This is a genomic window from Sphingobacteriales bacterium (assembly GCA_012517435.1).
Lineage (GTDB): Bacteria > Bacteroidota > Bacteroidia > CAILMK01 > JAAYUY01 > JAAYUY01.
In genome coordinates this window covers 1-15278 of sequence record JAAYUY010000231.1, presented here as the reverse complement: position 1 = coordinate 15278, position 15278 = coordinate 1, and the positions used below count along the sequence as shown (strand labels likewise).

Below are 15278 nucleotides of genomic sequence, written 5' to 3'. Positions count from 1 at the left end.
TTCAATCCATTGATTACCGATGTATTTCTCAAAAAAATCAGGTGGAACAATCACTGAAATCAATGCTGCCAGCAGCAGTCCGATAACCAGCCATTTGGCAATATCCTGAAGAAACTCAATGAATGCATATTGAAAAATCCTGACTAAGGCTGGTCTTTTTTCCTGTTGATTGTTTTTATCTCTCTGAATTTCAGCATGATGATTGGTCTTGTCAAAAACATTGGTAATAATGCCCCCTAAAATCCCGCTGATAAAAGCAACTATCACCCGGATAATGGCAAAAGGAAGTCCTATTAAGGAATAGGTAGCAAAAAAAGAATCTATGCCCGTTTGCGGAGTGGAAATTAAAAACGAAACGGTTGATCCCTTCGAAGCTCCATGCTGGTAAAATGAAACACCTGTCGGAATGACCCCACAGGAACACAATGGCATAGGCACTCCAAACAAGGCTGCATAGATAACAGATTTCAGGTTGGATTGGCCGAAATATTTCTGTAGAACGGCCTGTCTGATGACCACATGAAGAATTCCGGCAAACAGAAAACCGAGCATAATGTATGGTGACATTTCCACTGTAATGGAATAAAGCTCTTTAAAGAACAATATCAGGTTTTCTTCTATTATTTTCATCTCTTTTTCTGCTGCAAAGGTCATAATTTAAATTCATTCTAAATAAAATAATTTTACGAAAAAATGATGGACGGTTGCTTCACATATTGCCGCAACCAGAAAAAGACATTATGGGTAGTGGTCATCGGTACAGTCACTTAATTATCACTAAAGTATTGGAAATGTTAAAGTTATATTACAGGAAATACAGACCTGAAGATTATTTATCTGAAGGAGTTAACGGTGGACAATACTCTTCAAGAAGCATACAACAGGTATTAAAAGTAGTATGTAAAAAAGCAGAAATAACGAGTATAGTTGATCAAATCCTCACTGCCAAAAAAGCCAACCCACAGGCAGATACAACTGCATTAGAAAAGCAAATAGACACCTTGGTTTACCAGTTGTATGATTTAACGGAAGCAGAAATCGCCATCATTGAAAATTCAACCAATAAAACACCCAAGTAAAATGGATAAATCCATTATCAATATGTCAATAACCAATCATTGCCCATGGTTTAAACCATGGGCAATGAGTAAAACGCAACACAAAATCAACCGTTTCAACGGTTTCAAAATGAATTAAAACAATACAAAATGTCCCATTCGTTTAATAAAATTTGGATACATGCCGTATGGTCAACCAAAGAACGCATTCCGATAATAAAAACGGATGTCGAAAACAAGATTTTTTCTTTTCTTGCCAATCAATTGAAAGAATTAGGTTGTCCGGTAGGTATAGTTAACGGAATGCCCGACCATATCCATTGATTGTTTTTGTTGAATCCACAAAAAACAATTTCAGAAGTTGTTAAACAAATTAAAGGAAGCAGTTCTCATTTTATCAATCAGTGCGATATAAGAATATCAATTTTCGGGGTAGAAAAATTGGCGAAGCCTGAATGAGCTGAAAAAAGTCCTCAAAACAGACAAAAAATGAAAACCGGTGTAGTCTGATAGCTGTTATTATTTCCAATTAATGTTGCCATGCTTCGAAGATATTAATACAATTTTGTTCACATATCAAATCTTTCCCTATATTTGTTCACAAATTATTATTAACCTGAGTGAGTTTCTGCACAGACTGACGTTGGCAGTAATGGCAGAAGACCAGTTCTAAAAGAGAATCACGACTGAAAAAACATTAATTTGTGGCAAATAGAAATACATAATGGACAATCGTTTTACGGAAATCATTCAACTTATAAAACAATCTCGGACTAACGCTATAAAAGCCGTAAACGCTGAACTGATAAATCTCTATTGGAATATTGGAGAATATATCAGCAAGAAAATTGAACAATCAGAATGGGGCGACTCTGTGGTAACAGAATTAGCCAATTTCATACAGACACAAGAACCAGAAATAAAAGGCTTCTCCGATAAAAATATTTGGAGAATGAAGCAGTTTTACGAGACTTACAAGGACTTCCCAAAACTCTCACCACTGGTGAGAGAAATTAGCTGGACAAACAATCTACTGATTTTTTCCAGGTGTAAAACCATTGAAGAAATGGAATTTTACATCAAACTCGTAAAACAAGAAAACTATAGCAAACGAGAACTTGACCGACAAATATCTGCAAGCTTTTTCGAGCGGACAATGATAGGCAATTCAAAACTCTCGCCAGCGGTGAGAGAAAGTAAAAACGACCTCTCGAACACCTTCAAAGACAGCTATGTTTTTGAATTTTTGAACTTACCTGACCCACATAGTGAAAGCGATTTACAACGTGGACTTGTAAGACAAATGAAAAATTTCATTCTCGAACTCGGGAAAGACTTTTTGTTCATAGGAGAAGAATATAAGTTGCAAGTTGGTAACAGCGACTTTTACATTGACCTGCTTTTCTACCACCGTGGACTACAATGTTTAGTAGCTTTTGAACTTAAAGCTGACAAATTCAAGCCTGACCACTTGGGACAGCTTAACTTTTACTTGGAAGCATTGGATAGAGACGTGAAAAAGCCAAACGAAAATCCGAGCATTGGAGTTTTGCTATGCAAGGACAAAGACAGTGAAGTTGTTGAATATGCTTTAAGTAGAAGTCTTTCACCAACAATGGTTTCGGAATATAAAACACAACTACCCGACAAGAAACTTTTACAACAAAAACTACACGAACTATTTGATAATGAAGTTGACGAAAAATAGAGCCACTACTGCTAACAGCTGTCAGACTGTGCAAAAACTCATTTTTTAAAATAATTAGTGAGAAATTCGTAGTCAGAGAACTTCATGCTTCATTAGGTGCGATATATGACGAGAAATCAAAAAACCACTGAAATTTACACACATATAACCACAAAAGGTATGGAAAAAATAATTAGGCCTTTGTTCATTTGACAGTATAAATAATATTATTAATTTTGCCATCAGAATTTTAATTTAAAATAATTTTTATGGCTAAGGCATATTCAAGTAAAGTAAAAATATGCGCGGTATTGCATATATTCAATCGTTATGCACAAGCGGAGAAAGGACAACGACACAGCAAATTGACAATGAAATTAGAATATTAAGCTTGGTATGAAAAACGAAAATGATAGACAAATTAACCGATCCCGAAAGCTTTCGGAACCGAACCAAATGTGTTTTAATTTCTTTTACCCACCCCACGTAAATTTTGAAATTCTGCCAAACCACATTGCACATCCTGATTATATATGGACCAAAGCCCCACAAGCTTATGCTACAACCAAAGCTTTATCAAAGAGTGCAATCTTGCCGACCAACAAGGAAGTACTATATTTACAATTCTGATTAAACCAAAGATATCATGCTATTAGATAACAAGACAAAAACTGAAGACAGCGAATTTTACAAAGTATTCGACTTCATTAAAAACTATACTGAAAAAGGCGGACTTGATATAGTTTCCGGCTTTTTCTCAGTTAATGCCTTGGCATTGATGAAAGATGATGTAAATCAAGCTGAAAAATTCAGGATGATTCTGGGAAACCTTATGCAAGAAGAATCTCAACTAAATAAAGTTATTGACTTACTTAATGGCGACCCAAGTATCATAAGTACATTTACTCTTAGTGCTTCGGCTCAAAAAGCAGTTGAATTTTTAAAGCAGGACAAAGTTTTAGTTAAAACGATTCAACGGAATTTCTGTCACGCAAAAGCATACATCTATAACGACAAAGACACAAGAAAAAACTTTCATATTATAGGCAGCTCCAACTTGACAGATGCCGGACTTGGAATAAAAGACAGTAGCAATATTGAATTAAATACCGCCTCAACCGGAAATGACAATGATTATAAAGAAATAAAAAAATGGTTTCAACATCAATGGGATAATGTTGCACAGGAAAAAATTGAGCTGCCCGATAAAACTAAAGTTGATGTAAAAAAACATTTGATTGAACTTATTTCAAACCTTTGGAAACCTTGGGAACCGATTGATTTGTACTATAAAGTCCTTTACGAATTATTCAAAGACGATTTACTTGCACTTTCTACTGATGCTGAATTTAAACGTGAAATTGCACATTTAGAGGAAACCATTATTTATAAGACTTTATATCCGTATCAGCAAAAGGGTGTAATTAGTTTGATTAAAATGCTTCAAAAATTCAACGGAGCAATACTTGCCGATGCAGTTGGTTTGGGTAAAACCTGGACTGCTTTAGCTGTAATGAAATATTTTGAAACCAAAGGTTATACAGTAGTTTTATTTTGCCCAAAAAAGCTACGGAATAATTGGGAACAGTACCAATCTCACAGAGGTTCAAGGTTTGAACGTGACGAGATTGATTACTATGTAAGAAACCATACAGACCTGCAAGACGAACGATTAACAACCGGTTATCCCGACTTTCCACTTATTAAAATTCAAAGAAAACAAAAGCTGCTAATCGTTATAGATGAAAGTCACAACTTGCGAAATGACAAATCTGCTCGCTACAAGTTTTTAGTAGATAATATTTTAATGCCTGAAAGGATTAAACGAGATGTAAAAGTACTGCATCTTTCAGCCACACCTATCAACAACAAATTGATGGACATCAGGAATCAGTTTAAATTGATGACCAAAGGACAAGATGATGGCTTTAAAGAAACTGATTTGGAAATTGAAAGTTTAGAGAACATTTTCCGAAATGCTCAAAAAGATTTTGGAGAATGGACAAAACTTGAAAACAGAAAAATTGCTGACTTTATAAGCAAATTGCCTTTAAAATTTGAAAAATTAACGGATGCTCTTATTGTAGCCAGAACAAGAAAACTAATTGAAAGCGAGTTTGGCGAAATGAATTTCCCCAAAAAAGCAGAACCAATAAACAATTATATCACTCCTGAAAAGATTGGAAACTTAAAATCATTTGACGATATACTGGATTCTTTGCAAATTAACCTTACTGCTTATCGCCCATCAGAATACATTAAGGACTTAATAATTGAGAGTGTTTTGGAAAACCCTAAACAGCGTGAAAAGTTTTTGGTTAAAATGATGTATATCCTGTTAATTAAGAGGCTTGAGTCAAGCTGGTATTCATTTAAATTAACAGTTGAAAACATCTACAAGCATCATATAAATGCTTTAGAAAAGGTTGAGAAATTTATAAAAACAAACCAAGATACAACTATTGAAAGCGAACTCACAGGAGAAGACCATGAAGAAATTGAAGAAATAGCAGCAGAAATTAACGGTGAAGATGAAGAACCAATAACTCTCGGGAAAAAGAATCCTGTTGCTTTATCATCAATTACCAACATTGACCTGTTCAAAAAGCATCTTGAAGAAGACATTGTGAAACTCAAAAAGCTAAAGGACAACCTTAATAGTTTTGAAAAGGATTTCAATGAGAAAAAGACCAACGACCCGAAATTAGATAAACTCATTGAGCACATTAAAACAAAACAAAAAGGAGAAAACAAAAAAGTATTAATTTTTACCGTATTCAAAGACACAGCAAAATTCCTTTACGATAAACTCAAAGAACATAAAATTGCAAACCTTGCCTATGTTTCCGGCTCAATCAGTGAAACAATAGACGGTTATACAGGCGAAAAATTTGAAATCATTCTTGAACGATTTGCTCCCTTTACCAAACTCTACAACGAAAAAGACTGGAGTGAACTGTACGAAAAAGCGAATCTGGGTGATGAATTTAAAGAAGGGGATAAATGGAAAGTATCTTATGAAAAGTGGCTTGAAATAATCAGAAAACACGATAAAAATACGCTTAAAAAAATTGAATCCCCAATTGATGTTCTGATTGCTACCGACTGCTTAAGCGAAGGACAAAACCTGCAGGATTGCGACACTGTCGTAAATTACGATATACATTGGAATCCGGTTCGCCTGATTCAACGAATGGGGCGTATTGACCGTCTTGGTTCTCCGAATAAAACGATTTACGGAATTAATTTCTGGCCCGGGAAAAACTATGAAGATTATTTACGATTGAAATCACGAGTTGAAAACCGGATGGCTTTAATGAGTGTTGTTGGAACTGAAATGGACGAAAATCTTACTCCCGAATTTCAGAAAATGATTGAAGATAATCCTTTGTTGCCAAAACAAGCTCAAAAAATGCTCGAACAGTTGCAGGTAACATGGGATGATATTGAAGTTAACGATGAAACGCTTGGCTTAAATGATTTATCACTTGAGCAATTCAGACAGGAATTGTTTGAGTTTTTCAAAAAGAACGAGGAGTTTTTTAAGAAAATTCCCAATGGCGTTTTTACAGGTTTCAAATTTAAACCAAACAAAAAATGGAAGGAGATGCCCGATAGCATTGTGGCTGTTATTGGTTATCCCAAAAGACCTGATGAAGTTATAAAACACGTTTATGAAGAAATCTATCTTCTACATCAATCTTTTAATGATAAAGGCAAAGGCGTTTTATTAAATAATAATCAGGAAATACTTACATTGTTGCGACATCATAAGCTTGAACCGCGTTATGTTCCAAAACAAATAGAAAATGCCGATAAAGACATAATTAAACAACTCTCCGACTCCGTTTCCAACTGGGTTAAATCACAAGCAATGCCGGTAGCTGTCAATCAAATTCAGGATTTGTTCTCAGGAAATATAGTACCTAAACATATTTCTCCGGAACAAAAGAAACTTGAAGATAAGTTTAAGCCCGAAAATTTTGATTTAATAAACTGGTTTGTAATCTCAAATAAGTAATCGAATGGCAAAGAATTCTAAAATAGAGGTAAAAGGGACTGAAATAACCATTCTTAAAAGCGAGAATGATGATTATATTTCCTTAACTGATATTGCCAAACATAAAGACGCTGAGCATACCGATACTATTATCCAAAACTGGATGCGTAATCGTAATACAATTGAATTATTGGGTTTTTGGGAGAGTATCTACAATCCCGATTTTAAATCCCTCGAATTCGAGGGGTTTAGAAAACAAGCAGGGCTAAACAGCTTTGTGATGACCCCCAAAAAATGGATAGAGAACACCAATGCAATTGGTATTATATCAAAATCAGGCAGGTATGGCGGAACCTTTGCTCACAAAGATATTGCGTTTGAGTTTGCTTCCTGGATTTCAATTGAATTCAAACTCTATGTGATTAAAGAATTCCAACGCCTTAAAGCAGATGAAAATGACCGATTAAAACTCGAATGGAACCTCCAGCGAACCTTAGCCAAAGTAAATTACCACATCCATACCGATGCTATTAAAGAAAATCTGATTCCTGAAGAATTAACCAAAAACCAGATACAATTTATTTATGCCGATGAAGCAGATTTGCTTAATGTTGCCTTATTTGGTAAAACAGCTCGTCAGTGGCGAGATGAAAATCCCGAAAAAGATGGAAATATACGCGATTATGCTACGATTGAACAATTGGTTGTGCTATCAAACCTCGAAAGCATTAATGCCGTGCTGATTTATCAGGGATTAAATCAACCCGAAAGGTTGAGACAGTTGAACCAAACTGCCATTCAGCAAATGAAATCACTCGTAAATAACATGAACATTAAGAAACTAAAATAGCTACACTATGAACCTGAATATTTTCAATACAACCAATCTTTTTGAAGCAGCAACCAACCTGTTTCAGCAATTAGGGATTAAACTCAATTCAAATACTGCTGAAGCATTGCCCACAAAAGATTTATTGAAAAGCTTTTACAAAGACAACGAGGTTTTTAATTCCATTAAAAGCACTTATTTTATTGGTATCATTGATGATAGTGTTTTTCAAACATCCTTGTTTGAAGAAAAATACACTATAAATAATGCCATTGAGCAAGGCGATAAAAACTATGATGGGCTGATGCTTTTTGCTTTGGAACTATCAAAGAAACCAACACGAACTGAAATATCTGAAATTACGAGGGCATTTAATCGCATAAGCCAGAAAATGCCGGTAGCATTGGTATTAAAATACACTATCGAAAACGAAGCAGTCATTTCCATTGCTATCAGTGAACGATTCAAATATTTACAAAACTGGAGGCAGGGCGAAAAGGCTGGGAAAGTGATTATCCTGAGAGATATTTTCACGAGAAACACACACGCAGGGCATCAACGCATCTTGCTCGACCTTGTTAAACCGGCAGGAGTTACAAACTATGCACAGCTTCACGCACGATGGTTAGAAGTGCTTGATGTAAATATTCTGAACAAAAAATTCTTTCAGGAGCTTGCCAACTGGTATTTCTGGGCAATGGATAAAGTGCAATTCCCTGACGATATTGAGAAAAACAAAGATGTACGCAACGCCACTAACCTCATTCGCCTTATTACAAGGGTTATTTTTATTTGGTTTATCAAAGAAAAAAATCTTGTTCCGGCTTCTCTGTTTGATGAAAAATACATTTCAACGATTTTAAAGGATTTTCAGAAAAACAAGAAGTCAAGCAACTATTATCAGGCAATCCTGCAAAACTTGTTCTTTGGTACGCTCAATCAAAAAATGAACGAAAGGTGTTTTGCAGAAGACCACGAACGTAAAAACAAAAATGATCAAGGCATAAAAAATAAATATCGCTATACTGATAATTTCAAAATTTCTAAAGATGAGGTTATTGATTTATTCAAAGACATTCCGTTTTTAAATGGCGGTTTGTTCGATTGCCTTGATAAGTTTGATGAAGAAAAACTTGAAAAGGGAAAGAAAGAACAAATATTTGTTGATGGGTTTACCCGTATTGATGGCAAACAAGCTATTGTGCCAGATTATTTGTTTTTTGGAGAAGAAACTGAGGTTGATTTGAATGAGACTTATGGCACACGAGGCAAGCGATATGTAACAAAAGGATTGATAGGCATTTTAAACAGTTACAAATTTACTGTTGCTGAAAACACCCCAATAGAGGAAGAAATTGCCCTTGACCCTGAATTGTTGGGTAAAGTGTTTGAAAACCTTTTAGCAAGTTACAACCCCGAAACCAAAACCACTGCACGTAAACAAACCGGCAGTTTCTATACGCCCCGTGAGATTGTCAATTATATGGTTGACGAATCATTAATTGAATACCTGAAAAGTGTCGTGAGCATCTCTGCTCACGAAAAAGAAAGCTCATTTAGCATCCCTGCTCACGAATTAAATCAAAAGCAGGATGCTTTTGAAACCTTTTTCAACCCTAACAACGAAATCCAGATTCATACGGGCAACCTTCCTCATTGGCAGCAGGAAAGTGTTTGGTATTTTGTTACTTTTCGCTTAGCCGATTCTATTCCTGCTGAAGTAGCTGAACAAATTAAAGCTGAAAGGGAAGTATGGCTTAAAAAAAACAAAAAGAATGAAAAAGGAGAATACACTAAAGAACAAATTAAAGAATATTATCGCCTTTTTTCTGACAGAATAGAATCGCTTTTAAATAATGGTAAAGGAAGTTGTATCCTTAAAAATCCTGAAATTTCGAAAATTGTTGCTGATGCTTTTAATCATTTTAATAACCAACGCTATGTTTTAGATGATTGGGTTATTATGCCAAATCACGTGCATATACTTTTAAGACCTTTGGGAGAGAATAAAATGCCCGATATTCTTCATTCGTGGAAATCTTTTACGGCAAACGAAATTAATAAAGTAACCGGTAATAAAGGTCAACTTTGGATGCATGAATCTTATGATCATATTGTAAGAAATGAAAAAGCATTAAATGCAATTAGGAACTATATCAGACAAAATCCGGTGAAGGCTAATTTGAAGCAGGGGGAGTACTTGTTAAGCAGAAGCAAGGATGCTTCTGATACCTTTGAGGTCCGTTTAAGGAAATTGTTTTCATACAATGACGAAGGCAATCCGTTTAACCCTGAAGAAACTGATAAACTTATTGAAGCAATAAATAATGCCAAAATACTCGACCCTGCCTGCGGTTCGGGGGCTTTTCCAATGGGTGTATTACACAAAATGGTTTATTTACTGCAAAAGCTTGACCCCGGTAATGTGAAATGGAAAGCACAGCAGAAAGAAAAAATCATTGGCAACCAGATTAAAGAACTCGAAAAAGATAAAAAAGCCATTGAAGGATTAAGCGATAAAGCAGTGCGCGAAAAAGCGATTCAGGCAGTGGATGAACGTTTGAAAGAAATTGATGAAATTTTTGAAAGTAAAAACTATTTTGACGACTACGCCCGTAAACTCTACCTGATTGAAAACTGCATTTATGGCATAGACATACAGCCCATTGCCGTGCAGATTTCAAAACTCCGCTTCTTTATTTCGTTGATAATTGACCAGGACAAAGACCCTAAAAAAGAAAACCTTGGTTTCCGTTCGTTGCCCAACCTCGAAACAAAGTTTGTGGCAGCCAATACGCTGATAAGTTTAGAAATACCCACAACCGATTTATTTTCGGAAAACAACACCATTAAACTATTGCAAGAGCAACTTAAAGCCACACGGCACGCATACTTTAATGCGAAAACAAGAGAAGAAAAACTTGATTTAAAAAAGCAGGATAAAGAACTTCGCAAAAAAATTGCAGCTCAAATAAGCGATACCTTAATAAACAAAAAGGAAGATGAAATAAAAAACCTCGAAAAGCAATTATCCGAGGCAAAAAAGAAACTGGTTCAAATTGAAGCCGCACCTGAGCAAAAAGAAACTATTGAAAGCACTAATATTTTTGGTGAAACAGAAACCACAGTTATTGACAAAAAGAAAGAAAAAATAAAAACCCAAAAAAGCACCATTTCATTTATTGAAAAACAAATAAACTTACTGAAAGCAGCCGATAACAAAGATACTATACAAAAAGTTGCCCAACAGATTTCATCTTTCGACCCTTACGACCAAAACCACTTTGCCAACTGGTTTGAACCCGAATGGATGTTTGGTAATGATGTAAAAGATGGGTTTGATATTGTGATTGGAAATCCACCGTATATTACTTATAAAGGAAAAGAAGTAGTTGATATTTCTGATGCAGAAGTTAAACAATTGATTGCGTTGTATCATAATTCAGCTGAGTACAAAGTTAATAGTTATGCTTTGTTTACGGAAAGAGGTGTGAACTTATTGTCTGTGAATGGGACTTTGTCATTCATTATTCCAAGTACAATCCTTCAAAATGAGTATCTAAAAAAAATCAGAAAATATCTTATTACAAAGTATCATATATCGCAAATTGTATCATTTGCAAATAAAGTATTCGAAGCTGTTACTGATTCAATAATATTGTTTACAAAAAACAAGCATAGTAAGGATTTAGTAACAATAGCAATTAGAAAATCAGATTTAGACTTTCTGAATTTAGAAGATGTCAAAACGTATTCTCAATCGACTTGGAATGATGAAAAAAATGACTTTGTAATAAATCTCAAAACAAATAAGAATGAAGATTTAATACTCGCAAAAATCGAAACGGACTGCGAGTATGTTGATGATTATTTGGAGGTTTACGTTGGTATTGTTGCAAATGGCATAAAGAAATTTTTATCAACATCAAAGAGAGATTCAAACCACAAAAAATATCTGCAAGGAAAGCACATTGAAAACTTTGAACTTAAACCGGAAAAGTTATTTATAAATTTCCTTAAAGATGAATTACACAGTAATACAGACGAGAGCGTATATCTTCAAAAAGAAAAAATATTAGTTCGCAAGACAGGTAACAGGTTAATTGCAGCAATTGATTTTGAAAAATATTACACTGACCAAAGTATTTACAATTTATATCCGAAAATAGGAAAAACTATAAATTTAAAAGTCGTTACAGGTCTTTTGAATTCAAATTTATTAGAGTATTACTTCAATAAAAAAATGATAACCAATCCAGATGTCTTTCCTTACATAAAAGGCATACACTTGAAAAAGCTTCCATTGAAGTTTCCAAAAAGCAAAAGCGAAGAATCTAAATTTGAATCGTTGGTTTTAAAAATAACTGAAATGAAAGCGAATGGTGAAGATGCGACTACTGAAATAATGAAACTCAATCAAATGGTTTACCAGTTATATGATTTAACGGAAGAAGAAATTGCCATCATTGAAAATTCAATCAATAAAACACCCAAGGAAAATGGATAAATCCATTATCAATATGTCAATTATCATTTATAGCCCACGGTTTAAACCGTGGGCTATGAGTAAAACGCAACACAACATCAACCGTTTTGATCTATCCCCCTAAACATCAGTACTAAATTAGTGAATTAAAAACACTAATTCAGACATATAAAAGAACATGGACAGGAGAAGAAAAAGAGGCAATTCGGAGAGATGTTGAGAAACCATGGATTGTTATGGGCTACTAAAAACTACTGTTATTCACCTGAGGGAGATGAGGAAGCATTAAAAACACGAAAGGGAAGCCGTCTGTCCGACAACTCCCCTTTCCATTCTTCACAGCCGTGGCTGTTACGAACGTCAGGCTACGGTTATTAAGCCGGTAATTTCAGCGGGCTTACCTGCCGGCCTTCCTTCAGGCTGTTACCCCTGAATTCCGTATCCGGCCTTCTTTGCCAGCATTACCTTCCGGTTTGCCTTTCGGCAACTTTCTGGCGCTGGATGTCGGATACCTGAAGTGTTACCCCCCTGCATCTTTCATCCAATGCTGACTCGGAAGTGGTTTCCCTCGTTGTGGTTAACACAACTGTCGAAACTACCGTGAACCTTCCGACTGTTTTCCGGAGAATTCAGCCTTCCGGTTCTTCCTTCGCAGCTAACCAGCTTTTCGCTGGTCCGGTATGTCTCCTTCCGATACAAGACCTTCTGTCGACACCCCTGGCTTCACTCGCTGTCCTGACTTGTTTCACCTTTCGGTGGCATCATCAGAACCGGATAATTTCATCGGGCTTTCACCTTTTTACTCTTATCCCAGGCTTTAAAAGAACTTTTTTATCGCTTACCTGATGATACAAATGTACTATCATCTCTTCCGAACAGAGCGTTTTTTCAGCCGGATTTTCATCACATTTTATTCACTATTCTGAATAAATGATTGTGGATTGTGAATAACTTCCTTACATGATTGAAATTCATGAAGTTAGAAAGAAAAGTTATGAACAACTGAATTGAAAATTCCTTGACTTGTTACTGAATTTTCATCAATAAACATTTAGTGTATTGATTTTTTTAAAATTAAAACTTCCGATGTTTATTCCTTAATAAGCGGGTAATCGATGTAGCCTTTTTCTCCGGAGGTATAAAAGGTACTTTCATCCCAGGGCTGAAGTTCAAGCCTGTTGAAAATGCGGTAAGGCAGGTCAGGATTTGAAATGAAATATTTGCCAAAGGCTATCAGGTCTGCCACCTTGTTTTTAATCACATTTTCAGCATCAAAAGGATGGATATTCCCATTGGCGATTAAAGTTCCGTGGTAAAAGGGTCGGAAATATTCAGCCACTTTAAGCGGATAATTTTGCAGGTGATCAACAGGCAACAAAGGCTCAATCAGGTGAAGATAGGCAAGCTGAAAATCATTTAACATGCTGATAATCTGACTAAAATGCAGAGCCGGATTGCTGTCTGCCATGCCATTTTTAATACCAGCTGGCGAAAGACGTACCCCTACCCTGTTTTTTCCGAAAATACGGATGGTGCTTTCAAGAATTTCAGCCAGAAACCTGAACCTTTTTTCAACACTGCCACCATATTCATCTTTGCGGATATTGGTATTATCACATAAAAACTGGTTGATCAGGTAACCGTTTGCTGCATGTATTTCAATACCGTCAAATCCGGCCTGAAGTGCATTTTTTGCAGCATTTGTAAAGTCACTGATGATCAATCTAATTTCATCTGAGCTTAATTCTTTGGGGACTTCGAGAGGTCGGTACCCCGCTGGCGTATTTATTTTTCCATCGAAAATAAGCGGAGATGCTGATACCGGCCATTGTCCTTCGGGTAATAAATCAGGATGCGAATATCTTCCTGTATGCCACAACTGAATGAAGATTTTTCCTCCAGCCTGGTGAACCGCTTCCGTGATGTTTTTCCAGCCTTCTGCCTGCTCTGCCGTATAAATTCCCGGAGTGTTCGGATAACCTTTGTAAGCTGAAATATTGGTTGCTTCTGCAATAATGAGTCCTGCTGATGCTCTTTGTAGGTAATATATACGATTAATCTCAGAAGGGATTCCGGATTCCGGATAACGCCTTCGTGTCAACGGAGCCATGACAATACGGTTTTTCAGCTCCATTTCTCCTATGCTGTATTTTTCGGCTAAAATATTCATGCTTATTTTTCCGGCTGATTTTCCAAATATCATGCCTTGATAAAATGATAATATTTTTTACCTTTGCTCCCTGAAAAATTCTTATTAGATTAAGACTAAATAAATTAATAAGTATGCCTCATTATCATTCACTTGGTAAAATACCACGAAAAAGACATATTCAGTTTCGTTCGGCTGAAGGAAAACTTTACCGTGAACAATTAATTTCAACTGAAGGATTTTCAGATATTTATTCCCTGACCTACCATCTGCATGCCCCTACCGAAGTAACAAGAATCGACAAAGAATTTGATTTTTCTCCTGAAATTGCAATTGATAACAACATGCAACACCGAAGCTTTTTCGGAGCTAATATTAAGCCTGAAGATGATTATCTGGTGTCGAGGAAATATTTACTGGTAAATAACGACATTTACATTGCATTGTCTGCTCCCCGCCAGTCGATGAAAAATTATTTTTTCAGAAATGCTTCGGCTCACGAAATGTTGTTTGTTCACAAGGGTTCAGGTTTGTTGAAGTCGGTTTTCGGAAGCCTGAAATTTGGCTACGGTGATTATATCATCATTCCGAAAGGTACCATTTATCAGATTGATTTTGAGACCAATGACAATTTGCTTTTGATAGCGGAATCCTTTATGCCCATTCGATTTCCAAAACGCTATATGAATGAGGAAGGACAGTTGCTTGAACATTCCCCCTTTTGCGAAAGGGATATCAGAAAGCCTGAAAATCTTCAGACTTTTGATGAAAAAGGAGATTTTCTGGTGATGTTGAAAAAAGAAGATAAGGTTTTTCCCTATCATTTTCAATATCATCCCTTTGATGTGGTGGGATGGGATGGCTGCCAGTATCCCTATATCATTTCGATTCATGATTTTGAGCCGATTACAGGACGTATTCACCAGCCACCACCCGTTCACCAGATGTTTGAAAGCAATGCCTATGTGATATGTTCGTTTGTCCCACGCCTCTATGATTATCATCCCTTATCGGTCCCGGCTCCTTATTTCCACACCAATGTTGATTCCGATGAAGTCTTGTATTATGT

The 15278-nt window shown here is 35.9% G+C and carries 10 protein-coding genes; 7 read left to right on the top strand and 3 right to left on the bottom strand.

What is annotated here, in order from left to right; all coding sequences use genetic code 11:
* On the bottom strand, positions 1–654 hold a 654-nt coding region (locus GX437_12860; protein NLJ08546.1), incomplete at its 3' end, for a hypothetical protein.
* A 137-nt stretch (positions 655–791) separates the two neighbouring features.
* Here GX437_12860 and GX437_12855 point away from each other — a divergent pair.
* From GX437_12855 to GX437_12835, 5 genes are all read left to right on the top strand, one after another.
* The gene (locus tag GX437_12855) at positions 792–1079 is read left to right on the top strand and encodes a hypothetical protein (GenBank protein NLJ08545.1); all 288 of its coding nucleotides are present in this window, start codon (positions 792–794) and stop codon (positions 1077–1079) included.
* Positions 1080–1208: 129 nt separating this feature from the next.
* Positions 1209–1382 (top strand): hypothetical protein, encoded by a 174-nt coding sequence (locus GX437_12850; GenBank protein ID NLJ08544.1) that lies wholly within the window; start codon positions 1209–1211, stop codon positions 1380–1382.
* 400 nt (positions 1383–1782) lie between these two features.
* Complete coding sequence (locus GX437_12845) at positions 1783–2766, top strand: DUF1016 domain-containing protein (protein NLJ08543.1); 984 nt, start codon at positions 1783–1785, stop codon at positions 2764–2766.
* Between the two features lie 625 nt (positions 2767–3391).
* Positions 3392–6766 carry a DEAD/DEAH box helicase family protein gene (locus GX437_12840; GenBank protein ID NLJ08542.1) on the top strand — a complete coding sequence of 1125 codons (3375 nt, stop codon included), beginning with the start codon at positions 3392–3394 and terminating at the stop codon, positions 6764–6766.
* Positions 6767–6770: 4 nt separating this feature from the next.
* Positions 6771–7595, top strand: coding sequence for a KilA-N domain-containing protein (locus GX437_12835; protein NLJ08541.1), 825 nt, complete (start codon positions 6771–6773; stop codon positions 7593–7595).
* 270 nt (positions 7596–7865) lie between these two features.
* Here the strand turns inward: GX437_12835 and GX437_12830 are convergent, their stop codons facing one another.
* Entirely contained in the window at positions 7866–8042 is a 177-nt protein-coding gene (locus GX437_12830) for a hypothetical protein (protein ID NLJ08540.1), read from the bottom strand.
* Between the two features lie 478 nt (positions 8043–8520).
* On the opposite strand from GX437_12830, the gene GX437_12825 reads away from it, so the two are divergent.
* Positions 8521–12081, top strand: a complete 3561-nt coding sequence (locus GX437_12825) for an N-6 DNA methylase (protein NLJ08539.1) — start codon at positions 8521–8523, stop codon at positions 12079–12081.
* A 1069-nt stretch (positions 12082–13150) separates the two neighbouring features.
* On the opposite strand, the gene GX437_12820 is transcribed toward GX437_12825, so the two are convergent.
* Positions 13151–14230, bottom strand: a complete 1080-nt coding sequence (locus GX437_12820) for an alkene reductase (protein ID NLJ08538.1) — start codon at positions 14228–14230, stop codon at positions 13151–13153.
* A 113-nt stretch (positions 14231–14343) separates the two neighbouring features.
* On the opposite strand from GX437_12820, the gene GX437_12815 reads away from it, so the two are divergent.
* Positions 14344–15278, top strand: a 935-nt coding sequence (locus tag GX437_12815; GenBank protein NLJ08537.1) for a homogentisate 1,2-dioxygenase, incomplete at its 3' end; no start/stop codon positions are given.

What these genes read in the sequence shown, in the direction of transcription:
- GX437_12820 (NLJ08538.1), bottom strand. Translation starts at nt 14,230, where the DNA reads ATGAATATTTTAGCCGAAAAATACAGCATAGGAGAAATGGAGCTGAAA.
- GX437_12825 (NLJ08539.1), top strand. Translation starts at nt 8,521, where the DNA reads ATGAACGAAAGGTGTTTTGCAGAAGACCACGAACGTAAAAACAAAAAT.
- GX437_12855 (NLJ08545.1), top strand. Translation starts at nt 792, where the DNA reads ATGTTAAAGTTATATTACAGGAAATACAGACCTGAAGATTATTTATCT.
- GX437_12850 (NLJ08544.1), top strand. Translation starts at nt 1,209, where the DNA reads ATGTCCCATTCGTTTAATAAAATTTGGATACATGCCGTATGGTCAACC.
- GX437_12835 (NLJ08541.1), top strand. Translation starts at nt 6,771, where the DNA reads ATGGCAAAGAATTCTAAAATAGAGGTAAAAGGGACTGAAATAACCATT.
- GX437_12845 (NLJ08543.1), top strand. Translation starts at nt 1,783, where the DNA reads ATGGACAATCGTTTTACGGAAATCATTCAACTTATAAAACAATCTCGG.
- GX437_12840 (NLJ08542.1), top strand. Translation starts at nt 3,392, where the DNA reads ATGCTATTAGATAACAAGACAAAAACTGAAGACAGCGAATTTTACAAA.